The organism is Sphingobium sp. PNB, from assembly GCF_019873065.1.
In the GTDB taxonomy this organism is placed as follows: Bacteria; Pseudomonadota; Alphaproteobacteria; order Sphingomonadales; family Sphingomonadaceae; genus Sphingobium; species Sphingobium fuliginis.
Genome location: NZ_JAINEZ010000004.1, coordinates 23,560 through 46,456, shown reverse-complemented (window position 1 = coordinate 46,456; position 22,897 = coordinate 23,560). Strand labels below are relative to the sequence as shown.

The following is a 22,897-nucleotide window of genomic DNA, read 5'->3' as shown; positions in this document are numbered from 1 at the left end:
CGCCTGGCGGGCCAACGGAGAATGGCGGGCGGAGGTTCCCTCGTCGCCCTTCAGCGGGCGGGCTTTGGCGGCAGGCGGGAAAGATTGTCGGCGGCCGCCTTTCCCGCCGGCGCTTCCGCCGCCAGCTTCACCGCCCGCTGCCAGGCGGAACGGGCCACATCCTCATGATCGGTGAGGATGGCGATATTGCCTTCCTCCAGCGCGACGGAGGCATCGTCGGGCGAAAGCTGCACCGCCCGCGCGATATGCGCCTGCGCCAGCTTCATTTCCCCCGATCGCCGGGCCAGCGTGGCCGAAAGCAGCCAGGCCAGCGGGTCCCGCGGCACCTGATCCAGCGCCGCATCGAGCGAAGCGCGGGCGCCCTTCACATCGTTCAGCGCCACCAGCGCGCGGGCGCGGTCCAGATGGACCTCGCCCTTCTCCATACCGTCCGGCAACCCACGCGCCAGCGCCGCGTCGAAATCGTCCCGCGCCTTGGCGGCGTCGCCACCAGCCAGCGCGGCATTGCCGGCCTGCGCCCAGAGCCGGCCGCTCTGCACCATTTCGCCATTGCGTTCGGCTTCGTCCGCCCCCTGTTCGAAGGCGACGATGGCGGGCGCCCAGCGTTCGGCGCGGGCATAGGCAAAGCCCATGCAGTTGCGCGCATAGAAGCTACCGCCGTCGATCCGCCATTGCTGAGCGAAGGCGACGCCCTTGTCCGGCGCCTCCACCGCCTGGTCCAGGCAGGCCTGGAATTTCGCCGCATATTTGTCCGGCACCGGAATGCGGCCCTCACTCGCTCCTGCTCCTGACCGCGCCGGAGCGGCCGACGCAGAAGCCGCCGCTTCCGCCTTTTCCTTCCTCTTGCGGTTCATCACCGCCTCGACCTCCGGATCATAGGCCTGCGGGGCGAGCAGCAGCAGCGGGAGGAAGAGGAAGGGCATCAGAGGCTGTCCAACAGGCTGGAGACGGTCCGGATCAGCAGTGCGATGTCCGGGTCGCGGGAAAGGCGATGGTCGCCATCCTTAATCAGCAGCGTCTGCACATCGGATGAACGCAGCCGCTCCGCGATCCGCAACGCCGTTCGCCAGGGCACGTCGGGGTCGGCCTGCCCCTGCAACAGCCGCACCGGGCAATCGATCGCGATCTCCCCCTCCAGCAGCCGCAGCGACTGGCCCGATTCCCAGAAGGCCAAGGTGGTGACATAGGGGTTATCGCCATAAGGGGTCGGTTCGACGATCCGTCCTTCCGTCGCCAGCAGGGCCTTGTCCGCGTCGGTAAAGCCCCATTCGGTGAAATCCGGCGCCGCCGCGATGCCGACCAGCCCCGCCACCCGCTCCGGCCGGGCCAGCGCGATCAGCAGCGCCAGCCAGCCGCCCATGGAAGATCCCACCAGCACCACCGGCCCCTGGGTCAGGGAATCGATCAGCAGCAGCGCATCGTCGCGCCAACTCGCCAGCGTGCCATCCTCGAACCGTCCCTCGCTCGCGCCATTGCCGGCATAATCGAGCCGCAGCATCGCCCGGCCCTGATCCTGCGCCCAACCGTCCAGCGCAACCGCCTTGCCCCCTTCCATGTCGGACATGTAGCCGGGCAGGAAGACGATCGTGGGGCCGGTGCCGGGCCGGTGCCGACAGGCCAGCCGCAACCCGTCCGGCCGAGGGTGAAAGGCGGGCGGCGCGACGTCGGGACGATCCATGCTATTTCTCCGGTTCAATGGCAGGGGCCTGAAAAAGCCCCGTAAAAAGCTCTTGGCCTGGAAACCAGAAAAATAAAAAATAATGCGCCTGCCGTGATTGACAGCCCCCCGGCCAGCGGCTAGTTGCGCGCTCCTACCCCGTGCCCAGATGGCGGAATTGGTAGACGCACCAGCTTCAGGTGCTGGCGATCGCAAGGTCGTGGAGGTTCGAGTCCTCTTCTGGGCACCATTTGTTCTTCCGGCAGCGTCCGGGGACGTCCCGAAAGTGGCTGATTTCAGCCGTTTTTTGTGCTAAGACCGTCCGGTCAAATCCGGGCTGATCCGGCACCAATCGGGAACAAATATGGTATCCTGCATGGTATCGAAGGCCCCTTATGGACGGGCCGATACCATGGGAAAACTCTTCGCGACCACCGTCACCAGCGCCAGGCCGAGGGAGCGCGAATACAAGCTCACCGACGGCGCCGGCCTCTATCTCCTCGTCAAGCCTAACGGCAGGAAGCTCTGGCGTCTCAACTACGCCTATCTCGGCAAGCAGCGCACGCTCTCCTTCGGCGCGTGGCCTGACGTCGGTCTCGCCGATGCACGCGAGCGGCGCGACGAAGCCCGCAAGCTGATCGCCGCCGGCCTCGATCCCTCGCACGAAGCCAAGCTTGCCGAAGCGCGCGCGATGCTGTCCGAGGAAAACAGCTTCAAGCTGGTCGCCGAGGAATGGGTTGGCAAGCAGGAACGCGAAGGGATGGCGGAGATCACCCTCAGCAAGATCCGCTGGCTGCTTGCCAAGGCTTATCCCAGGATCGGCAACCGCCCCGTCGCCAAGATCACCGCCCAGGAAGTGCTTGCCGTGCTCCGTTCGATCGAGGCAACCGGCCGATATGAAAGCGCGCGGCGGATGCGCAGCGTTCTCAGCCGCGTGTTCCGCTATGCGATTGCCACCACGCGGGCCGAAATTGATCCGGCCCGTGACCTGCGCGGCGCGCTGACCGTACCCAAGGCAAAGCATCTCGCAGCCATCACCACGCCCAAGGGCGCCGGTGAACTCATGCGCGCGATCGAGGGCTATACCGGCCACGCCATCACCCTGTTCGGGCTCAGGTTGTCGGCCCATCTGTTCGTCCGCCCCGGCGAACTGCGTCAGGCCGAGTGGAGCGAATTCGACTTCGACCGCTCGGTCTGGAACATCCCCGAGCAGAAGATGAAGATGCGACGGCCGCACCGCGTGCCGCTGTCCACGCAGGTGACCGCGCTTTTCGAGCAGCTCTGGGAGCTGACGGGCACAGGACGATATTGCTTTCCCTCTTTCCGCTCGCCGCGTCGACCGATGTCCGAGAATACGGTCAACGCGGCCCTTCGCGCGCTCGGGTTCGGCCAGGAGGAGATGACGGCGCACGGCTTCCGGGCGATGGCAGCGACGCTGCTCAACGAAACGGGCAAGTTCAATCCGGACGCCATCGAGCGCCAACTCGCCCATATGGAGACCAACGCCATCCGGCGTGCCTACACGCGCGGCGAATATTGGGACGAGCGCGTGAAGATGATGCAGTACTGGTCGGATCAGCTCGACGAGATGCGCGACGGCGCAAGAGTTCTGAAGCCCAATTTCCGACGCGCCTGAGGCTCCCAACCTAGCGATCAAGGTAAGTCCTCTCCGTCACTTCAGCGATCGACCGGAAGACAGCGGACGAACCCTGTGTGAGGGGATCATGGGCCTGCACATGCCCTTGCGCCCATTCCAGCCACTCGGCGGCCGTCCTACCGCCGATTTCCAATGAAGAGTCCGGCATCGCGGCACGCAGCGCCATGAGGAAATCCCGCGCCAGTCCCGCTTCGCGCCATCTGCCGGCCTGCTCGAGGAAGCATCGGAAGCGGTCGCGATCGAGCATGAGCTGCTGCGCCAACATCTGGCGCTTCCGTTTCTCTGTCTCCCGCAGTCGTTGCCGCTCTTCGGCCATTTCCCGGGCTGCGGCCATCATCGGGAATGCCGCAAGCACGGCCGCCAGTATGTCGCCCACCTTGTTCTCGATCATGCCCTTCGGGCCGTCCTGCCAGATGCGTGGCAAATCGCCGGGCAACCAACGCTTGATCTCGAAGACCAGCACATCCGTCTCGACCAGTTCTCGCCTGTATTGCCTGCCAGAGCCATGCCACCGTCTCTCTTCGGCAGGGAGGAGCTGGCGCACTTCCTTGAGCCGGGGCCTGAGTTGAAACGCGATCTCGTCCTGTCCGCTCCGCGCAACGGGACCATGCCGGTCTGTCTCGGCAATGACGATCTTATCTGCCTCCAAGGCTTTGAACAGGGTGTCCAATATCCTGAGGCGACGCCGTTCGATCGGCGTGAAGGGCGCGGCCCGGACCGGCCGGTTGGGCCAGATATCATAGACCAGCCGGCCCCTGGCGATCGCCTCCCTGCGATTTGCAAGCCAGCCGGCAATGATGGGGTGGGGATCCGAGAGCCGCTCCGCCACGCGCACCGCTTTGCCATTCTGGCGGGCCGCGGCAAGGGGGGCGTGCGCAGTTGACGACGCACCACCATCCGGGTGCGGGGTAATTTCTATCTTCTCGTCCATGCCGGCTTTTGCGGGCGGCAAGGCCGGCACGGCGATCTCCCTGCCGGCCGCGACCTTGTTCCAGTGCCCAGGCCGAGGACGCGGGATATCGAAACGATCGCAGAGTTTGGCGAGACTTTGATCCGAGATGCCGAAGCGTCTTGCGAGGTGGCGGAGAGGTTCGGCCCAGACCAGCGCCTGAAGTTCGGTACGGGACAGCAATGCAGGGACCAACGGCGTGGTGGGCATATCCATCGGACAGTCTTTCACTCCAAAGCCACATGCATGAGGACGCCGGAGGCTGCCGGGCCGCAGCCCAAAGCCGTTTCGCCATCATTCCATGACGCTTGGATTCAGAAGTACCCGACAAGAATGTTTCATCGGCAATGACGCCGCTCGATTTGAAGGATATTATGCCTGTTCAGCGCCTTAAATCGCCTTGTTCCGCAGAGCCGGGCTTGCGTCTTGGATGACCTGCGATAAGCTGAAGGCGCGCCATCGATGCATGGCGCCGAGGCGTGAGAACCTCGTGCGAGATGAAATGGATCCGCCATCGTGCGGCCGGGTGGCCGACGCGCATGTCCAAGCCGTTCGCGGCCAAAGGCGTTGGCGCATGTGCTCGTGCATGTTCTCAACACCCGGCTTTCGCCGGCATCGCCTCGCCAGAGCGAGGAGATGTGATCGATGCGATCCACAGCCAGGATCGGCGCACTGCGCCGCAAGCCATGCGGCCTGCGCTAGGGGCGGCCCGCTTGCCGCTCGACGAAGGCGAGCCGCTGCCGCCGACGCATGATCGCGTGCCATCGATGGCGCCGACCATCGATGAATTGTACCGAGCTGAAAGGCCACGGCTCCTGCGCTTCCTCGATCGTCGCGCCCCGGACGACCGCGCCGAGGAGATCGTCCAGCAGGTCTTCACCCGTCTTGTCGCGCGCGCGCAGACCGATGCCGTCGCGATCCATGCGCCCGGAGCCTATCTGCGCGAGGCCGCGCACAATCTCCTGCGTGATCACGCCCGCGCCGCCGCCCGCAGTCACCAGTTCCAGCATGTGCCGATCGACGATGTCGAAATTGGAAGCGGGGATCCTGTCGCCGCGTTGGAGGCGCGCGACCGCCTTGCGCGTATCGAACAGGCCGTCCTGCGCCTCAAGCCGCTCACCCGGCAAATATTTCTCGCTTGCCGCCTTGATGGCTATAGTTACGCCGAAATCGCGAAACAGACGGGATTGAGCGTGCGAGGCGTGGAAAAGCAGATGAGCCGGGCCATCAAGCAACTGGGGCGGCACCTCAGCGATCATGGCTGACGAAGTCCGTGCCATTCCGCGCGCTATCCGGGATGCCGCCGGGGACTGGCTGGCGCGCCGGCAGGAACCTGCTCGACCAGATGTCGAGCGGGCCTTTGCCGTCTGGGTGAATGCCGATCCGCGTCATCGGATCGCTTATGAACAGGCGGAGCGTCACTGGCGGGAGAGCCGCTTGCTGGCCGACAGCGAGGTGGGCCGCACGCGGAAGCTGGTTCGCGCACCCTTCCTGATGCGGCACAGTACCCATGTTGCGGCTGCCAGCCTCAGTGTCGTCGTCCTGCTCGGGATCGGCAGTGTCGGCTTGCTGCGCTATGGATCGCCTCTCGAGCTGGTTTCTCCCGCGCAAGCCGCGACCTATGAGACCGCGCTGGGCGAAATCAGGACCATATCGCTGGCGGACGGATCGCAGCTCACGCTCGACACCGCCACGCGCGTGCACGTCACCCTTACCGCCAACGAACGGAAGGTCTCGCTGGAACGAGGCCGCGCGCGCTTTCGCGTTGCGCCGGACGGCAATCGCCCCTTCACCGTTACGGTTCCCGGCGGCACTGTCGTTGCACAAAGCACGCTAGTCGACGTCAGCGTGGAAAGCGGAAGTCCCGTGGTGGCGGTGATCGAGGGGCGGGTCGATCTCACCAGCACAAGTGACGTGACCTCCCGTACTGCTCGAACGCTTGCCGCGGGGCAGACCGCAAACCTGGACAATGCTGAGACGCCCCGTCCTACGCAGGCGGGCGAAACCCAATGGGTGTCCGGCATGTTGTCGCTGGACGGCGGCCTGCTTGGCGATGCCGTCGCCGCCGTCAACCGCTACAACCGCATCCAGATACGCCTTGCCGAGCCTGGGCTGGCCCGCCTGTCGGTTACCGGCGCCTTCCAGGTGCGCAATCCGGACGCCTTTGCCCGGGCCGTGGCGGCGACATTCGGGCTCGGTATCGACCAAACCGATCCGGGCGTGATCCTTCTTCGCCGCGCTCCTTAGGACGTTTTGATCCTTCGCTGAAAAAATCTGTCGTGGGTTTTCAGAACCCGGCGTCTCCCCGCCAACCAGCCACGATGTGGCCAGGGGGAGACACAGGGTAATGGTTCGATTTGACGCAAGATATCTGTTCAACAGCATCGCTGCCGTGGCGCTGGTGGCGGGCCCTTCGGTCGCGCGAGGCCAGGACGTAAAGCGCCATTCCTTTGAAGTGCCGGCGCAAGATCTGGGCGCGTCGCTTAAGGCGCTGGCACTTCAATCCGGCATCACCGTGCTGGTCGACAGCAAGATCGTGACGGGCAAGCAGGCCCCGGCGCTTCACGGTTCCTACACGGTCGAGGAAGCGCTGCGCATCCTGCTCGACCGATCCGGGCTGGCCTACACGCCTGTCGATGGCGGCTTTGCCGTGCGGCCGGCCCGCGCGAGCCGTGACGGCAGTTCGACAAATGACGGGCAGGATATCGTCGTCACGGGGAGCCGGCTGCGTGGGGCCGCGATTGCATCGCCGGTCGTCCGGATAGGTCAGGAAGAAATTCGCGATTCCGGCCAGGCTGGCCTTGGCGATGTCGTCCGCCGTATCCCGCAAAGCTTCGGAGGCGGGCAAAATCCCGGGATCGGCATGAATGTCCCCGACGCCAGCGGCGTCGACGTGGGTGGGGGATCGTCCATCAATCTGCGCGGTCTTGGAAGCGATGCGACGCTCACGCTGCTCAACGGCCGGCGTCTTGCCTATACGGCTGTCCGGCAGAGCGTCGATGTTTCGGGCATCCCGGTGTCGGCGGTCGATCGCATCGAAGTCGTCCCAGATGGCGCCTCGGCGATCTACGGCTCGGACGCGGTCGCCGGCGTCGCCAACGTCATCCTGCGCCGGGACTATGATGGCCTCGAAACCAGCGCGCGTCTTGCCGGTACGACGGACGGCGGCGATTTCCAGCAGCAATATGGCGCGTTGGCGGGTCGCACATGGGCATCGGGCGGACTGTTCGCCGCCTATGAATATGGCAGCAACACTGCGATCCGTGCGAGCCAGCGGTCCTACGCTGCGACACGCTCCCCGGGGCTCGATCTTTACCCGGCGCTGCGCCATCACAGCGTCGTTGCCAGCGGACATCAGGACCTGGGCGGCGGCCTGACCTTCTCGATCGACGGGCTTTATAATATCCGCTGGAGCGACCTGACATTTCCAACGGTGGCAGGTGGCGATCTCGACGAGGGCAAGGCGACCTTCTCGTCGGTCGACAAATCCTTCGGTGTCGCGCCGACCCTTACGCTCGATCTGTCCGGTGGCTGGCAGATTGCGCTTGGCGGGACCTACGGCAGGGAACGGGTCGACTATCATCAGGTCGAATGTGCCTCGGGGGTCTGCAGCGATTCCGGCCCCAGCTTCTATCGCAACACGGCCAAATCGATCGAAATCAATGCCAATGGCGACCTCTTCCGCCTGCCCGGTGGCATCGCCAAGATCGCCGTTGGCGGCGGCTATCGCGATATCGGCTTCCAGCGGTTCGTTGGGACGGGAAGCGCGGTCAACACCGTCGCCGCCCAGGACAATCTGTTCGCTTTCGGGGAATTGAGCCTCCCCCTGATCGGCCCGGATCAGAATCTGCCGCTCATGACCAAGGTCGATGCCAGTGCCGCCCTGCGCTATGAGCGCTACCCCGGCATCGGCGAAGTCGCCACGCCCAAGCTCGGTCTGTCATGGGCGATGACGCTCGATATCAGCCTGAAGGGAAGCTGGGGCAAATCCTTCCGGGCGCCAACGCTCTATCAGCAATATCAGCCGCGCGCGGTCTACCTGTTTCCTCCCGCAGCGCTGGGTGCGACCGGGACATCGGCGAGCGCGGGCGCCATTCTCATCCTCGGGGGCAATCCTGATCTCAAGCCGGAAAAGGCGACGACGTGGTCGGCCACGCTTGCCGTGCATCCGCGCGCATTGCCGGGCGCGAGCCTCGAGGTCAGCTATTTCAGCGTCCGCTATCGCAACCGGATCGTATCCCCGATCACCTTGCTGGCCCAGGCCTTGAGCAATCCCATCTACCGGGAACAGATCATCTTCAACCCGACCGCTACTCAACAGGCGGCCGCCATCGCCAGTGCGGGCACCTTCCTCAACATCACCGGCGTGCCCTATGATCCGGCGAACGTCGTCGCGATTGTCGACAATGCCAATCTCAATGCCGGTCGGCAGCGCGCGAGGGGCGTCGATGTGCTGGCGAGCTACAATGCCGCGATTGCGCCAGACCAGCAACTGCGCCTGTCGCTCGACATCGCCTATCTCGAGAGCGACCAGCAGCTCAGCGCCGGTCAGCCCACCTATGACCTTGCCGGCACCATCTTCAACCCGCCCCATTGGCGCGGGCAGGCTGCGGTCGCATGGACTGGCGGCAATCTCACTCTGGCGGCCAACGGCAATTACACCGGCGGTGTCAGCGACACGCGCTCGACGCCAGCCGTGCGTATCAAGGCAATGACCACGCTCGATCTCACCGCGCGCTACCGGGTCGATTCCGAGGCTCCGCTCGGAGGGCTCGAGTTCAGCCTGTCAGTCCAGAACCTCTTCAACGACAAGCCCGATCCGATCGCGACTTCGATACCCTACGACACGCCTTACGACTCGACCAATTATTCACCTGTCGGCCGGATGATCGCCTTCGGGATCACCCGGCAATGGTGAGCGCCAATATCAGAGGCTGCCTCGGCCTTGGGGTCTTGTGCCTGCTGTTTCCCACCACGACGTGGGCGAACTGCGAAGAGGTGCTGCCCGCGCATGAAGCATCGAGTACCGTGAAGCGCGACCTTGCCGCAGCGGACCTCATCCAGCTGCGCGAGATCGGCGATCCCGATTCCGCGGTCTTCAATGGCCCGAGCCCGTTCGCGGTCTCGCCCGATGGCACCCGCATCGCCTATATCATCAACCGCGCCGATCTCGCGACGAACAGCTATTGCCGCGCACTGGTCGTCAGCGGACTGACGGGTGTCCGCTCACCAGATATTGTCGATCGGGGCGGCGAACTCATCAAGATCATGGACGTGCAGCGCGGCTTCTACCTGCCGAGCGGCGCCGCGCGCACCATCGTTCCGTCCTGGACACCTGACGGGCGCAGGATCGCCTATCTGCGGCGCGATCATGGCGTCACGCAGGCGTGGGTGGCACAGGCGGACGGCGGCGGCGCACACGCGGTCACGCGCTCTGACGTCGATGTCGAAGCCGTGGCCTGGAGCAAAGATGGGACCCGGCTGCTCTATGGCACGCGCAAGGGAGCGGCGGCCGTGCAGGCGGAATTGGATCGCGAAGGCCAGTCAGGGTGGCTGTACGACCGCAGGGTCTCGCCAGAGATTTCCGCGCGGCCGCTCACCCCGGCCACCGAGATGCTGGACGTCAGTGCCATCGATTTGCGTACCGGCGCAGCCGTGCCTGCAGATGCCGCAGAGCAATCGGCGGTGGAACGCGCCGCACCCGCCGACATGCCGGTCGATCCGGAAGCCATCAGTGATGACGGCCGCAAAGCGCATCTCGAGCGTTCGAATACTTCGCCGCTGACGCCCGCGAGGCTCATCGTCACGAACGGCGACAGCAGTCGGCGCTGCGATGCCGAGGCCTGTGCCGGCGGTATCGTCTCCCTTTGGTGGCAAGGCGCATCGGTGCTCATTCTGCGCCGGGAAGGCTGGGCCAAGGAAGCGATGGCGCTCTATCGCTGGCGACCCGGCGCTACCCCTCCCACCGCGTTATTACGCACAACCGACGTGCTGCACGGCTGCGTGATGGCTCGGACGGAACTGGTCTGCACCCGCGAGGACAGCAGCATGCCGCGCAAGGTGGTTGCCATCGACACCGCGAACGGCCGGATGCGGACCATTTTCGATCCCAATCCCGAATTTTCCGGCATTCGCCTGGGTTCCGTCACTCGGCTCAGATGGCGCAACAATCTTGGGCTGGAAGCATGGGGTGACCTTGTCCTGCCACCAGGGCACAAGCCCGGAGAGAAATTGCCGATGGTTGTCGTACAATATCATAGCGACGGCTTCCTGCGCGGTGGCACCGGCGACGATTATCCGATCTTCCTGCTCGCCCAGCGCGGGATCGCCGTGCTCAGTACCGAGCGGCCCAATTTCTTCGCCGCAGCCTTTCCCCAGCTCAAGACCTGGTACGAGATCAATGCCGCCAACCAGAAGGATTGGGGTGAACGCCGCAGCCTGCTGTCATCGGTCCTCACCGGCGTGCGCACGGCAGTTGATCGTAGTGACATCGATCCCGCGCGCGTGGGCATCACGGGTCTGAGTGACGGCGCCTCGAACGTTGCCTTCGCCTTGATCAATTCGAAAGCCTTCGTAGCCGCGGCGCTCAGCACCTGTTGCATGGAACCCAACACCACCGCGACCTATGGCGGCATCGCCTGGGCCGAATGGCTGCGCGGGATGGGCTATCCGCCAGCGACCCGAGACAATCCCGACTTTTGGCGCGACATGTCGCTGGCCCGAAACGCTGCCCGGATCGATACCCCGCTGCTCCTGCAACTCGCCGACAATGAGTTCCGGCTCGCGCTCGAAGCCTTCGGCGCCCTGCACGAGCAGAACAAGCCAGTGGAGATGTATGTCTATCCCGACGAATTCCACGTGAAATGGCAGCCGATCCACCGGCGTGCCGTCTATGAGCGTAATCTTGACTGGTTCTCTTTCTGGCTGCAGGATCGGGAGGATTCGGATGGGGCCAAGATCGCGCAGTATCGTCGCTGGCGCGACATGCGATCCGGTGTGCAGCCTTCACCTGAGCCGGTTCCAGTCCGCTAGTTTGCTGATATCCGTCCAACCTATCGCAGAAAATCAAAGGGGCATCCGTGTCTGAGGGAAGTCATATGGCTGCGTCCGACCAGCTTAAGGCGTTTCGATGCTGGAGGGGGATGTCGGTTCACGGCGGAACCCACGAGCTCGGCCCAAGCGGCTGCGATCAGTCTGCGCGGCGAAATTGTGCGTGGCGACGCTGGTACGTAGCGATAGGTCTGGAAACGGATTTTCGGGTCGTTGAACCGCTCAAATACTCACGCCAAGGGCGTGCATGTCGCTATCGGCATCACCGATCTCAGGAACGACATCGCCGAGTTGGGACGGTATCTCGCCGGCAATATCGGCCAATGCGGTCATGACGGATCTGAACCGAGGCTGCTGGGTCCGACGCGAATGGCCATGCCCATCCCATATGGTCACCGGCCAGCGTTGATCGAGCCCTCTGCGAAGGCCGGCAGATGACCGTGCTGCTCGACAAAGCTGTACACCGCCCCCGCAAACTCGGCCGCTTGCTCGATATGAATGAAATGCCCGCTGCCCGGAAAGCGCGCGAGCGTGGCGTCCGGCAAAGCGTCGCGCAGGGGTTCGGCGCATCGCGGTCCGCAAATGAAATCGTGCTCACCGACCATGATTAGTGTCGGCACGGTGAGCGTGGACAATGCCTCGCGCACATCGAATGGTCTGGCATCGCCCTGTACGAAGGAGAAACGAAGCGCTTCGCTCAGACTTTTCATGGGGCCGGCGGCACGATCAGGATCGGCGAAATAGGCCGGCAACAGACCGCGCATCGTGTCCGTATAGCTCGCGTCGTCGCTCGTCGCCGGGACGGCTTGCCAGGCGTTCAGAACCGCTGCCCCGCGTACGGCGTCGTGATCGTTCGCCACGGACCGGCGAATGGCAACGTCGGCAGCTTGCATGAATTCGGGGCCGGTCACCGCCGCTGTCGCGTAGAGGATGAGACCGGCAAGGCGTTCGGGATGGGCGAGCGCGTACTCCTGCGCAACGAAACCGCCATGCGAATGTCCGAGAAGGAAGACGTTGGAGAGGTCCAGCGTGGTCAGCAGGCCGTGCAGCTGCAGGCTGTACCGGTCGATAGTGTACCCTTTGGGATGTTCGGGCAGGGTGCCCGATGCGCCCGTACCGATCGGCTCGAGATACACCATCGTCATCCGCTCCTCGAGCAGCGGCATGCGCATGTAACCCCAATCAGCGCCCGGGCCGCCCGGGTGAGCGATGCAGATCGGGCCTCGTCCGGCGACGTGATAGGCTTGCGGCACGTTCTCGACTGTGACGAGGTGAGACCCGGGTGCGAGGGGGTGCAGGCCAGACATATGGAATTCCCGAAATACTGACCTCGCCGGCTCTAAAAAGGGCGTCCGATCAACGGCTGTCCTTGAAAGAGCACGGCAAGTGAAAAGCTGCCGGCGATGGAAATTCACCGCTCGGTGCGATCTGAATGATAAGATCACGCTACCGGGCCGTGTCGGCAAGAGGGTGGCGCGTTACAATTGAAACATGCAAGTCATTGAAACCGCCGGTCGTCAGGCAGCGCGGCACAGCTTTTGGTGCTGTTCTTCCAAACCAGTGAGAATGATCTCGCACGCATCATAGCGCGTAAAGCGCGAGGCTATTGCGTGCGCCGCGCGCCGCTGTGGTGATCCAGCCGCCAGAAGCGCGTCGAGAGCGGCGCGAAGTTCCGCTTGGCTCGGAAACGGTGTGCGAAGATCGATTCCGGCACCCGCGCGTGCGACGGCTGTAGCGACGGTGGGATGAGCACCGTCGCTGCCGGCGATCACCGTCGGCACGCCGCAGGCAAGCGCCCGGAGCGTCGCTCCATATTCGTCGCTGGTAACGAGCGCATGGGTATGCGGCAGGATCCACTGGACGGGCAAATCGTCCGCAATCCGGGCATTGTCGGGTAGCTGGGTCCCGGAGAGATCCTGACCTCCGGTGCTGCCGATGACGACCAGATCCTTGCGGTGCGCAAGCGCGCGCATCGTCGGCAACAGCAATTGGCGGACATGGTCGCTCGCGCCGCTGCCCGGCGTTACTAGCACGAGCCGCCTGCCGTCCTGAAGCCGTTCCGCCCAGGCAGGTAGTTCCAGTCTCGTCGGGAGGGCAGGCCAGAGTCCGATGTGCCGGATATGATCGGGCAAGCGCGTGGATGCGTGATCGAACTCGGGCAATCCGGCCTGCCAATAGATGTCGGCACAGCGCGCCGCCACGGTTAGCGGCGAACCCTGAGGTTCGACGCCCAACGCGCGCAATTGTCTGTCGAATTCCAGCTGGGCTGATCTCAATCGAGCGCCGCGTGCCGGGGTGGGTCGGTTGAACCGCGCAACCCCTTCCGACGGCTGGCGGTATACGTCACCCGAACGAGCGCTTTCCCCGGGCCAGGTGAGAAGCGTCATACCGCAGGCGGCAACGAACGGCCGGTTCGCCGGCGGTGAAAGCATGATCGGGACCGCGCCCAGAAACATCTGGTCGGTGACGATGCAATCGGGCTGAAACGCAGCGATCAAGGCCGCCAGCGCGTGATATTGCCCTGGCAGCGCCGCGATCAGGCGCAGGCTGATATCGTTTGCTGCCGGATCGAGGCGGGGCAGCGCTCTCTCATTAAGGGTGGGGATACGGACGCCAGCTTCCACCGGGAGAGCAGCGAACGCCGTGCCGGTTTCCCGAACGCGATCGACAAATTCCGGACCGGTGAGAATGACGGCTTCATGTCCATAGCGACAAAATAGCCTGGCGAGCCCAAGGAGAGGCTCGACAAAGTCGGCTGCCGGTGTCGCGGCGATGATGATACGCATTGAATAGCCTGCTTCGGTGACGACGCGGGGCGCCCAACGAGCCTTTAAAATCGGGGCTGTTCGGTTTCACCACGGTTTCCGGCGGCGACGGCGCGGTTTCATCTGACACATCGGCAGCGTTTCAACCGAAATGGATCGCGCAGCGCCTGAAGCGCGACTGAAATCCCGCTTCCCCAGATCGCGGTGTTGGCGAGCGACTGAATGCCGCCGGAAAATCTGTGTGAGAGAAGAATGGCTGTCGAAAACCTCGTCGCGTTTCTTGTCACTGCAACGGTGCTGACAATGGTTCCGGGACTGGACACCGCGATGGTCCTTCGCTCTGCGACCCTGCACGGCGCACGATACGGCATTGCGACGGCCATCGGCATCGCGGTCGGCTGCCTGTGCTGGGGAAGCGCTGCAGCTTTCGGTCTTGCGGCCCTGCTACGCGCTTGGCCGAGCATCTTTGCTGGACTGAAGTGGGCGGGGGCGATCTATCTCGCCTGGCTGGGGTTGCAGTTTCTGTTCAGACCGCGCTGCGCGCTCGCGACCGAAACCGAACCGAGGCCTGCTGGCGGTCTCGGAATCACTTTGCGCGGCGGGCTGGTCACCAACCTGCTAAATCCAAAGGTCGGATTGTTTTACATGACGTTATTGCCCCAGTTCATTCCGGCGAGTGCGCGTGGCAGCGGTCCCGCGCTAATGCTGGCATCGCTGCATGTCGGGATCGTGCTCATATGGTTCTGGCTGCTTTCCACGCTGTCGGAGAAGATCCGCCCCTGGCTGCGGCGGCCCGGGGTAATGCGCACGGTCGATCGCGTGACGGGCGGCATCTTCGTGATTCTGGGACTCGAGCTCGTTCAGGTAGCGGGACTGCATGCCTAGGTGGGCGGTTACGGCCGGGCCGAGGCAAGGGAGCCGGGTCCGGTCACGGCCGGCGGCGTGGCCCGGTGAAGGTCAGGTCGCGCCGCGCGCGAGCGGAGAGCCCGGAGCCACGCCGGCGACGCTAGAAATCCTTGAGCCAGGAAAGGTCTGCGTCGTCCGCGTCGGTGGAGCGACTAACCTTCTCCCATGCGAGCATTGACGCGTCCGACTGTTCGTTTGCGGCTCGCACGAGCGTGAAGGCATCGCTGCCGAGCACGAGATGCGCCGGCAGAGTCGGGTGGTCGGGAAGGCTGAGGATGACGGCGGCGACCTTCGACAGATCGGCTGCCTCATGCCCGTTAACGTCGCGAAATGCCGCGAGGAAAGTGCCGACGCTGGCCTCATAGTCCTGATCGGGGAGAGGGGCGGTCGCGAGCGCGACATTGGCGAAGTTGCTACGCATGCTGCCTGGCTCGACCGCCACGACGCGGACGCCGAACGGTGCGGCTTCCTGAGCGACGACCTCACTAAGACCGCCAACGGCAAACTTGGCGGCACAATAGGCGCTGAAGCCGGGTACGGCGCGCCGACCTCCGGCCGAAGATACGTTGATGACGGTGCCGGAGCGTTGACGCCGCATATGGGGGAGAACGGCGCGCATCCCATGAGCGGTGCCGAAGAGGTTGGTGGCGATCTGCGCCTCGAACGCTTCCGCGCTGGTCTGTTCGAACGCAGCGGCGATCCCGTAGCCGGCATTGTTCACGAGAACATCGATCGACCCGAATTTGGCAAGGCCGGCATCGACGGCGGCCCGTACATCGTCGGGATTGGCCACATCCATGGCGATCGGGAGGATCGAGTTCCCGTAGTGGCGGTGGAGGTCTTCAAGGCGGGCAGGATCTCTGGCGCCTGCCACAAGATTGTCGCCGTGGCCGAGGATCGCCTCAGCGACCGCGCGGCCAAGCCCTCCCGCAGCGCCCGTCACCAGCCAAGTTTTTGCCACGCGTATTCTCCTTGCTTGTCAGGCGATATGCCTGATCTTGGTCCGCCGAGCGGAGCTATCGGTTACCCGACAGACGGGCCGCGCGTTGGCGCGGCCCGTCTGTCGTCGATCAGGGGATGAGGAGCAGCTTGCCGGTGCTCACCCGCTTTTCCATTGCAGCATGCGCCTGGGCGGCATCGGCAAGCGGGTAGGTGCCGCCGACATTGACCTTGAGCTTGCCACTGGCAATCCAGTCGAACAGCCGCTTGGCATGGGCCTGGAACAGTTCCGGTGTGTGGATGTGATCCATGAAGACGGCGTAGCCAAGCTTGATGCTCTTCGGCAGGCTCATGATGTCGAGGTCTCCCGGGCCGCCAAGGACCGGACCGTACCAGCAGAAGGTGCCACTGCGACGAAGGACATCGAGCGAGCCGTGGAACGTCTTCGGGCCCGAGCCATCGTAGACGACATGAACGCCTTCACCGCCGGACAGGCGCACCGCGTCCTCGGCAAAATTGCCGTCGGCGTCGACAATGACATGGTCGGCGCCGGCGGCCTTGGCGATCGCGACCTTGTCCGGATGCGAGACGCGTCCGATCACGGTACCGCCGCGCATCTTGATGATCTGGGTCATCAGAAGGCCAAGGCCGCCAGCCGCTGCGTGGACAAAGGCGACGTCGCCTTCCTGCACGGGGTAGAAGTCGGTGGTGAAATGGCTGGCGGTGAGGCCTTGCATCATCACGCCGGCCGCGGTCTGATCGTCGATCTCATCGGGGACCTTCACCAGCGACCCGACGGGCGCCACGACCCGCTCGGCATAGCTGTTGGGGACGAAGACCCAGGCAACGCGGTCGCCGACCTCGAACTCGGTCACGCCCCCGCCGAGCGCTGCGACGCGGCCCGCGCCCTCGACACCGAGGATCTCGGGTTCATACCCGCCGGTCGCCATGCCCTGGCGCTTGCCGACGTCCATGAAATTGACGCCCGCCGCGGCGACGTCGATCAGCACCTCGCCGGCGCCGGGCTGGGGCTCGGCTTGGTCGACATACTGGAGCACCTCGGGGCCGCCGGGGGCGGTCATTGAAATAACCTTCATCATAATTCTCCTTTTTTCTGAATGTTCGTTCCAGAACTCGACAAAAAATTGTTCAGCGCAATGCGCGCAAGGCAAGCCGACCGAGATCTTGAAGTTGTTTGTCGGTCGCTCCACCGCGGGCAGCGACGCGAATTCCCGAGAAGCTCGCGACCAGGAAGTCCATCACAAGATCGGGGTCGAGGTCGTCAGCCAGATCGCCGAGTCCCTGTGCCTCCTGGATGCGCTCGATAAAGGCGGCGCGTAGCGACCGATCAAGCGTGGTCAGGAGTTCGGCCAGATCAGGCTTGCTGTCGCCGAACTCGCAGATGGAATTCACTCCGAGACAGCTGGTGCGCGCGACGCTCACCACGCGCTCCATCGCCGCACGGATCCCGTCGATCGCGCGTGGTTCACCCTGAAGCGCGGCAAAATGGGCGCTCGCTTCCAGGATGCCGTAGCGCCGGATCGCTGAAAGGTAGAGCTGCCATTTGTCACCGAAGGTGTCGTAGAGGCTTTGGCGGCCGATATTCATGGCGTCGACGAGCATCGCCGCCGACGTGCCCTCATAGCCATGCTCACGGAACACCTGCATCGCAGAGTCCAGCGCGCGTTCCGCGTCAAATTCCTTGGGCCTACCCATCGCCAGGCCATATGGGGTTCCAGAATGATCAGTCAAGAAATTGAACGTGGAAAAGCTGCTCGGCGCGTGGCGCTGCATCCGACAACACCGCCACGACGTCGGCGATCGCCGCATGATGGCCGGGAAGGATCGCTGCGGTGAGATCACGAAGAGTCGCTCGACCTTAGGGGAAGGAGCGGTCGAAGTCGGTCGTGCCGCAGGTAGAGGCCTCCCCAGGGGAGCGCGCCGAGCATCAGCGAAAAGAGTTCGGGGGGTGAGCCGATCTCTGCGATCCGGAAATGCGCGCAAATCGCCCCGCCTGCGAACCCGGTAATGAAGATCGCCCCCACAACGGCGGTGGCGGGGACGACGTAGAGTGCCGCACAAAGCAGGATGATGCACCCGAGCGGCATGGCGAGCGACGCAGGGAAGCCGGTTTCGGTCATCTGCGCCTGGATGAGCTGGGGGGCGAACAGATCGACCAGGCCGTCCGCGACAAGGATCAGCATGACGACGGCCGACAAGAGATAGCCTGCGTATCTGCCCAATTGGGCGCCGCGAACCGGCGGTTTGACATTATTCGGCATCATCCGAGCTCCCCGCTCAGGATCTCGCCGGCGCGTTCGCCGATGATCACGCAGGGCGCCATGGTATTGCCAGCCGGGATCCGCGGCAGGATCGAGGCGTCGGCGATCGTGAGGTTCTCGACGCCGTGGACCTTCAGATCGCCGCCGACGACGGAATTGGCATCCACACCCATGCGCGCAGTGCAGCTCTGGTGCCAGAACGGGAGCGCGCTCTGCTGGATGAATGCGTCCACACTCAGCCCGAGGGCGCGCGGCGAAACGGCTTCCCGGGCACCGATCCGTGCGAGCGGCTGTGCGGCGCCGATCTGTTCGGCGAGTCCGACCATTGCCCGAGCGACCGCGCGATCTTCCGGGTCGGAGAGCGCGTCGAGATGAATAATGGGCGCGGCGTCGGGGTCGGCGCTGGAGAGGAGGACGCGCCCTCGGCTTTTGGGTTGCGACAGCCCGGCGACGAGCGACCATCCGTGTTCGGGCGCGCCGCGCTGCGCGAGCTCCGGACTGCACAGCGGGAATTCGGCCTGGCACATCACGACGTTCGGGCCTTCGGACGCGGCTGCCGTGTTCGCATAGATCGTCGCCTCACTTCCGTTCGCGCGGGGGTGGATTGCTTCCGGATGAGCCCAGACCATCGGGAAATTGGTGTGGTCCTGCAGACCCTGGCCGACGCCGGGAAGGTGCCGAAGGGTGGTGATGCCGTGGCTGGCGAGCGTTGCGCGGTCGCCGATCCCGGATAGCATCAGGATTTTGGGCGTATTGATTGCGCCGGTCGATAGAACGACCTGCGAGGTCGCCCGAAGGGCGTGCACGCTGCCTCCGACGTCTACCTCGATCCCCGTCGCGCGGACGCCGTCGAACAGGACGCGACGCACGCGAACGCCTTTCACGACCGCGAGGTTCGCTCGGTCGAGCACCGGGCGGATATAGGAAGCGAACACCGAGAGGCGCCGACCATCGTTAAGCCGGACGTCGGAAAGCGCCGCGCCGGCAGGCGATTCCATCATTTCTCCATTGGGGCTTTCGAAGGTCGGGATGCCGACATCGGCTGCAGCGCCGACGAGCGCGCTGGCGACCGGATGCGGGTCCGACGACTGCGTGACAGTCACGAGCCCGCCGGCCCCGCGCCGCTGGAAATCCATCGGACCGCGATAATCCTCGATCCGGCGATAGATGCCCAGGACCGACTCATAGCTCCATCCCGGATCGCCGGAAACCTTGGCATAATGATCCCAGTCGCGTCGGTGTCCGCGCGCCCAGATCATGACGTTGATGCTCGACCCGCCGCCGAACACCTTGCCCATGGACATGGGAATCGAGCGATTGTCGATATGGGCGCCGGGCTCGGCCATGAATCCCCAGTCGACATCACTGCCGAGATTCTCCGGCCAGCGTCCGGGCTCTACGATACTGGGCCGATGGTCATCGCCGCCGGCCTCGACCAGCAGAACCTTCAGGTCGGGGTTATCCGAAAGACGCCGCGCAACGACCGAGCCTGCAGATCCGGAGCCGCAGACAATGACGTCATAGTCCTGCGTCAGCCAATCTTGTACGCCACTCATGAGATACGCTCCTGATAAGATTTTCGATCTGAACCTTGGTGAGTTGCCTCTCGGCCGTGGATGACCGGCTAGGTGCCGGCCGTCGCAAGCGCCGGCTGTTCGGAGAGAAGGCGGGGAAGTGCGGCGCGATCGACCTTGCCGTTGCCGTTCCTCGGGAGCCGCGACACGACCCGGGCGAATTCCGGGATCTTGTAGTCGCTCAACCGCTCGCGCAGCCGACGCAGGATCTCCGCGACGCTTGCACTAGCTGACGGCGCCAGCTCGATCAGCGCGGCGATCCGTTCCCCGAGGCGATCATCGGGAATCCCGAAGACGGCGGCATCGGACACGTCGGGATACGCTCGAAGCGCTTCCTCGACCTCGAGCGGCGAGATGTTCGAACCACCTCTGATGATGAGATTCTTTCGGCGCTCGACGAACGCCAGGGTTCCATCCGCGAGACGTTGGAAGACATCGCCCGTTTCGAAATAGTCGGGGCCGGGTTGAACCGCGCCATTCGACCAATAGCCGGGCGAAACATGGGGGCCGCAAACCAGTAGCTCGCCGGTATCGTGCACGTCGGCGGCATCGCCTTCGATGCTCCGCAAGGTGACCCCGGTGCCGGTGCGTATCGGGTATCCGGAGCCCTCGGCGGCGCAATGTACCAGGCTGGTGGCAGCCTCGGTCGATGCCCATCCGGCGTGCAAGGGGAGCCGGAACGTCGAGGCAAAACCCTGCTTGAGCCGTGTTGGTGCGGCATCGCCGCTGGCGACGCAGAAGCGGAGCGAGCTAATGTCTCTGGGGTGCAGCCGTTGGGCATCGATCAGCTCGGCGAAAATGAAGGGCAGCGCCTTCATCCAGGTGCACCGGTGCCGTGCGATCGCGTCGAGCACCGCGCCTGGCTCGAACGGGCCGACCATGACCATCGCGCTCGGACGAACGAGGCTGGCAAGGAAATTGAACAGGCCGCCGGCATGAACCATCGGGCCGACGTTCAGCATGATATCGTCCGGCCGCAGTCCCAGAGCGTCGTAACGCGCAGTGATCGCATCGAGCGTGCCGAGCGTGTGGGTGACAATTTTCGGGGCGCCGGTTGTGCCCGACGTTGCCATGAGGATGGCCGGCTCGGCGACGCCAGGGGCGCTTGATCGCGTCGAGTCGCCCCTTCTGCAGTGCCCCCCACGAACTGCTTCGGCGGCGCCGCCTTCATCTGCCAGTACGACACGCGCGTCCGACGGGAGAGTATCCGCGCAAACGCCGGAAAGATCGGCCGATGCGCCGGCGGACCCAAGATGCAGTGCCGGTGCGATGAGATCGACTACGGCGCGGGTTTCTTCTGCCTTGAACCGGGTATTGATCGGGGCGGCGACAAAGCCACCGCGCAGACAGGCGAGCAGGCTGATCGCCAGGTTGGGCGAATTCGGCATGCTGATCGAGATGCGGTCGCCGGTTTGCGCGCCTGCATCAACCAGCGCATCGACCAATGCGTCAATCTCGGCGAGCAGGTCGCCATTGGTCCATCTTTTGTCGCCCCAGAAGAAAGCGACGCTGCCCGGCCGCGCCAGGGCGATCTCAAGAAAATGCGCCAGGACTGGCATCGCAATTACCTTTTTGTTGAGCGGGCGGCGCGGCCGTCACAGCATGGGGCGCGCATCAGTGCAGACCGACCTGTCCGGCCACGCTCTTGTAGAGGGCAGCGGAATCGAAGCCGACGCCGGCTTTGAACACGGTCCGCGGCGTTTCGATTGCCGTCACGTCGCGCGAGATGTCGCCGTTTAAAAGTACCAGGTCTGCTTGCTTGCCGACCTCGATACTGCCGAGGTTGGTCGCCTTGCCCTCGAAGATTGCGCCGTTGAGCGTCGCGATCCGGATTGCCGCCGGGACCGAGAAACCGGCATCGACGAGAAGCTCGACGTTGCGCTGGTCGCCCAGGCCGGCGACGGTAAAGCCGTCTCCGGTGGGGTCACAGCCCGCCATCAACAGCCCGCCCGCTTTGACGAAGGCCCGCTCGAACGCCATTTCCTTGCGCATGGCTTGGGAAAAGAGCGCGCCGCGGGCAGCCCGCTCAGGCGATGCCTGATTGAGATAATCCCATACTGCCGGATGCAGGAGGCCCTGGAGCCTTGCCCGGCGCGAAGCCGACATGCCGGTACCGCCTTCGAGCACCGCCAGCGTCGATGTCAGGGCGACGCGCCGGCGCACCATTGTCTGCACGAGGGCCCGGACCTCGGCCGCATCCGGCGAGACGTTCGTGGCGATCTGCCCAAGGACGGCGCGCCCGGTTTGCGGACCCTCCGACCGGCGACAAAGATCGGGCTTGCGCGCTGAGTCCAGATCGCCATCGGGGGAGACAAAGGGGCCGTGTTCGAAATTGTCGATCCCGAGCGCCATCGCCTGCTGGTAGCCGACCGAGCAGAGATGGCCGGTGACCTTCATGCCGAGGCGATGCGCCTCGTCGATACCGGCGGCGAGCTCGTCGGTCGTTATGTCGGCATAGGCCTTGACCGAGGTGAAGCCTAAATCGCGCCAATAGCGAACCAGCCGGCGTGCGTCGTCGGAGTTTGTCAGGCCGTGCATCGTTGGGACCGCGGGCGGGCTGCCCTCAAGATACGGAGTCGACAGCTCCAGATCGGGGCCGACGAACCGCTTGGCCTCGATGCCGCGCTTCAGTTCCAAGTCGCCATAAGGGTCCATGCTGCCGGCCGTCCGCGCCGTCGTGACGCCGCTCGCCAGATAGAGGCGGGGTGCGGTCACGAACTGCTCGATTGCGATCGGCGGCCCGGCGACCGGCGAGGCATAGAACATATGCTCGTGCATCCCCACGAGACCAGGAATGAGGCTCTTGCCGCGACCGTCGATCAGCTGGGCGTCGTCGGGAATCTTGACGCGATCGGCGGCCCCGGACGCGACGATGCGCGAGTGGTCGAGGATGACCGTCTGGTCGGAGCGTGCGGCCGCGCCGGTACCGTCCACCACCGTAACGTGCGTTATCGCCACGACCTTGCCGGCTTCGGTCACGATTTCAGGGGATGGCGCGCCCGATTGTCCGGCCGCAGGGATGGCCGCGCTGGCCAACAAGAGGGATGCCGCAAGGTAGCGCAAGGCGAGGTCTCCGCTTCTTTTCCGGGGCAAACGGGCGACTCCGCGTGGCGGAGCG

General features: G+C 64.5%; 18 protein-coding genes and 1 tRNA gene. 7 read left to right on the top strand and 12 right to left on the bottom strand.

Features of this window, described 5'->3' with window-relative positions; all coding sequences use genetic code 11:
* Positions 1-50: 50 nt before the first annotated feature.
* Positions 51-923, bottom strand: a complete 873-nt coding sequence (locus tag K7W03_RS02525; protein ID WP_222885477.1) for a tetratricopeptide repeat protein — start codon at positions 921-923, stop codon at positions 51-53.
* A complete protein-coding gene (locus K7W03_RS02520) occupies positions 923-1,678 on the bottom strand; it encodes an alpha/beta fold hydrolase (protein WP_025547965.1) in 756 nt (251 codons plus the stop codon). Before K7W03_RS02520 ends, K7W03_RS02525 begins: the two co-directional genes overlap by 1 nt.
* 142 nt (positions 1,679-1,820) lie before the next feature.
* Between K7W03_RS02520 and K7W03_RS02515 the strand changes: the two genes are divergently transcribed.
* Together K7W03_RS02515 and K7W03_RS02510 are read left to right on the top strand one after the other, a co-directional pair.
* A tRNA-Leu gene (locus K7W03_RS02515) sits at positions 1,821-1,907 on the top strand.
* Between the two features lie 162 nt (positions 1,908-2,069).
* Positions 2,070-3,293 carry a tyrosine-type recombinase/integrase gene (locus K7W03_RS02510; RefSeq protein WP_222885476.1) on the top strand — a complete coding sequence of 408 codons (1,224 nt, stop codon included), beginning with the start codon at positions 2,070-2,072 and terminating at the stop codon, positions 3,291-3,293.
* A gap of 10 nt (positions 3,294-3,303) precedes the next feature.
* On the opposite strand, the gene K7W03_RS02505 is transcribed toward K7W03_RS02510, so the two are convergent.
* Entirely contained in the window at positions 3,304-4,479 is a 1,176-nt protein-coding gene (locus tag K7W03_RS02505) for a hypothetical protein (protein WP_226869645.1), read from the bottom strand.
* Positions 4,480-4,760: 281 nt separating this feature from the next.
* Between K7W03_RS02505 and K7W03_RS28185 the strand changes: the two genes are divergently transcribed.
* The 4 genes from K7W03_RS28185 (at position 4,761) to K7W03_RS02485 (ending at position 11,295) form a co-directional block, all read left to right on the top strand.
* Positions 4,761-5,528 (top strand): sigma-70 family RNA polymerase sigma factor, encoded by a 768-nt coding sequence (locus K7W03_RS28185; RefSeq protein ID WP_319024285.1) that lies wholly within the window; start codon positions 4,761-4,763, stop codon positions 5,526-5,528.
* A complete protein-coding gene (locus tag K7W03_RS02495) occupies positions 5,521-6,510 on the top strand; it encodes a FecR family protein (RefSeq protein ID WP_222885475.1) in 990 nt (329 codons plus the stop codon). Before K7W03_RS28185 ends, K7W03_RS02495 begins: the two co-directional genes overlap by 8 nt.
* Positions 6,511-6,610: 100 nt before the next feature.
* A complete protein-coding gene (locus K7W03_RS02490; RefSeq protein WP_222885474.1) occupies positions 6,611-9,181 on the top strand; it encodes a TonB-dependent receptor in 2,571 nt (856 codons plus the stop codon).
* Positions 9,175-11,295: an Atxe2 family lasso peptide isopeptidase gene (locus tag K7W03_RS02485; RefSeq protein WP_222885473.1), complete on the top strand. Its 2,121-nt coding sequence runs from the start codon at positions 9,175-9,177 to the stop codon at positions 11,293-11,295. The genes K7W03_RS02490 and K7W03_RS02485 overlap by 7 nt, the downstream gene beginning before the upstream one ends.
* 410 nt (positions 11,296-11,705) lie before the next feature.
* Here K7W03_RS02485 and K7W03_RS02480 read toward each other — a convergent pair whose 3' ends face one another.
* Together K7W03_RS02480 and K7W03_RS02475 are read right to left on the bottom strand one after the other, a co-directional pair.
* Positions 11,706-12,620, bottom strand: a complete 915-nt coding sequence (locus K7W03_RS02480) for an alpha/beta fold hydrolase (RefSeq protein WP_222885472.1) — start codon at positions 12,618-12,620, stop codon at positions 11,706-11,708.
* Between the two features lie 210 nt (positions 12,621-12,830).
* Positions 12,831-14,099: a nucleotide disphospho-sugar-binding domain-containing protein gene (locus tag K7W03_RS02475; RefSeq protein WP_222885471.1), complete on the bottom strand. Its 1,269-nt coding sequence runs from the start codon at positions 14,097-14,099 to the stop codon at positions 12,831-12,833.
* Positions 14,100-14,330: 231 nt separating this feature from the next.
* Here K7W03_RS02475 and K7W03_RS02470 point away from each other — a divergent pair, with 231 nt between their 5' ends.
* Positions 14,331-14,963, top strand: coding sequence for a LysE family translocator (locus tag K7W03_RS02470; protein ID WP_222885470.1), 633 nt, complete (start codon positions 14,331-14,333; stop codon positions 14,961-14,963).
* A 121-nt stretch (positions 14,964-15,084) separates the two neighbouring features.
* On the opposite strand, the gene K7W03_RS02465 is transcribed toward K7W03_RS02470, so the two are convergent.
* From K7W03_RS02465 to K7W03_RS02435, 7 genes are all read right to left on the bottom strand, one after another.
* Positions 15,085-15,945 carry an SDR family NAD(P)-dependent oxidoreductase gene (locus tag K7W03_RS02465; RefSeq protein ID WP_222885469.1) on the bottom strand — a complete coding sequence of 287 codons (861 nt, stop codon included), beginning with the start codon at positions 15,943-15,945 and terminating at the stop codon, positions 15,085-15,087.
* A gap of 109 nt (positions 15,946-16,054) precedes the next feature.
* Positions 16,055-17,023 carry a quinone oxidoreductase gene (locus K7W03_RS02460; protein ID WP_319024284.1) on the bottom strand — a complete coding sequence of 323 codons (969 nt, stop codon included), beginning with the start codon at positions 17,021-17,023 and terminating at the stop codon, positions 16,055-16,057.
* 49 nt (positions 17,024-17,072) lie between these two features.
* Positions 17,073-17,717, bottom strand: coding sequence for a TetR/AcrR family transcriptional regulator (locus K7W03_RS02455; RefSeq protein WP_226869644.1), 645 nt, complete (start codon positions 17,715-17,717; stop codon positions 17,073-17,075).
* Between the two features lie 65 nt (positions 17,718-17,782).
* Positions 17,783-18,208, bottom strand: a complete 426-nt coding sequence (locus K7W03_RS02450) for a DoxX family protein (protein WP_226869643.1) — start codon at positions 18,206-18,208, stop codon at positions 17,783-17,785.
* On the bottom strand, positions 18,205-19,761 hold the full coding sequence (locus K7W03_RS02445) for a GMC family oxidoreductase (protein ID WP_226869642.1): 1,557 nt from the start codon (positions 19,759-19,761) through the stop codon (positions 18,205-18,207). The genes K7W03_RS02450 and K7W03_RS02445 overlap by 4 nt, the downstream gene beginning before the upstream one ends.
* A 68-nt stretch (positions 19,762-19,829) precedes the next feature.
* Positions 19,830-21,338 carry a class I adenylate-forming enzyme family protein gene (locus K7W03_RS02440; RefSeq protein WP_222885468.1) on the bottom strand — a complete coding sequence of 503 codons (1,509 nt, stop codon included), beginning with the start codon at positions 21,336-21,338 and terminating at the stop codon, positions 19,830-19,832.
* 55 nt (positions 21,339-21,393) lie between these two features.
* Entirely contained in the window at positions 21,394-22,842 is a 1,449-nt protein-coding gene (locus K7W03_RS02435) for an amidohydrolase family protein (protein WP_222885467.1), read from the bottom strand.
* Positions 22,843-22,897 lie beyond the last annotated feature (55 nt).

Bases quoted from the DNA above. Each gene is read 5' to 3' on its own strand.
- K7W03_RS02525 (WP_222885477.1), bottom strand. From the start codon at position 923: ATGCCCTTCCTCTTCCTCCCGCTGCTGCTGCTCGCCCCGCAGGCCTAT.
- K7W03_RS02520 (WP_025547965.1), bottom strand. From the start codon at position 1,678: ATGGATCGTCCCGACGTCGCGCCGCCCGCCTTTCACCCTCGGCCGGAC.
- K7W03_RS02510 (WP_222885476.1), top strand. From the start codon at position 2,070: ATGGGAAAACTCTTCGCGACCACCGTCACCAGCGCCAGGCCGAGGGAG.
- K7W03_RS02505 (WP_226869645.1), bottom strand. From the start codon at position 4,479: ATGGATATGCCCACCACGCCGTTGGTCCCTGCATTGCTGTCCCGTACC.
- K7W03_RS28185 (WP_319024285.1), top strand. From the start codon at position 4,761: ATGAAATGGATCCGCCATCGTGCGGCCGGGTGGCCGACGCGCATGTCC.
- K7W03_RS02495 (WP_222885475.1), top strand. From the start codon at position 5,521: ATGGCTGACGAAGTCCGTGCCATTCCGCGCGCTATCCGGGATGCCGCC.
- K7W03_RS02490 (WP_222885474.1), top strand. From the start codon at position 6,611: ATGGTTCGATTTGACGCAAGATATCTGTTCAACAGCATCGCTGCCGTG.
- K7W03_RS02485 (WP_222885473.1), top strand. From the start codon at position 9,175: ATGGTGAGCGCCAATATCAGAGGCTGCCTCGGCCTTGGGGTCTTGTGC.
- K7W03_RS02480 (WP_222885472.1), bottom strand. From the start codon at position 12,620: ATGTCTGGCCTGCACCCCCTCGCACCCGGGTCTCACCTCGTCACAGTC.
- K7W03_RS02475 (WP_222885471.1), bottom strand. From the start codon at position 14,099: ATGCGTATCATCATCGCCGCGACACCGGCAGCCGACTTTGTCGAGCCT.
- K7W03_RS02470 (WP_222885470.1), top strand. From the start codon at position 14,331: ATGGCTGTCGAAAACCTCGTCGCGTTTCTTGTCACTGCAACGGTGCTG.
- K7W03_RS02460 (WP_319024284.1), bottom strand. From the start codon at position 17,023: ATGATGAAGGTTATTTCAATGACCGCCCCCGGCGGCCCCGAGGTGCTC.
- K7W03_RS02455 (WP_226869644.1), bottom strand. From the start codon at position 17,717: ATGCAGCGCCACGCGCCGAGCAGCTTTTCCACGTTCAATTTCTTGACT.
- K7W03_RS02450 (WP_226869643.1), bottom strand. From the start codon at position 18,208: ATGATGCCGAATAATGTCAAACCGCCGGTTCGCGGCGCCCAATTGGGC.
- K7W03_RS02445 (WP_226869642.1), bottom strand. From the start codon at position 19,761: ATGAGTGGCGTACAAGATTGGCTGACGCAGGACTATGACGTCATTGTC.
- K7W03_RS02440 (WP_222885468.1), bottom strand. From the start codon at position 21,338: ATGCCAGTCCTGGCGCATTTTCTTGAGATCGCCCTGGCGCGGCCGGGC.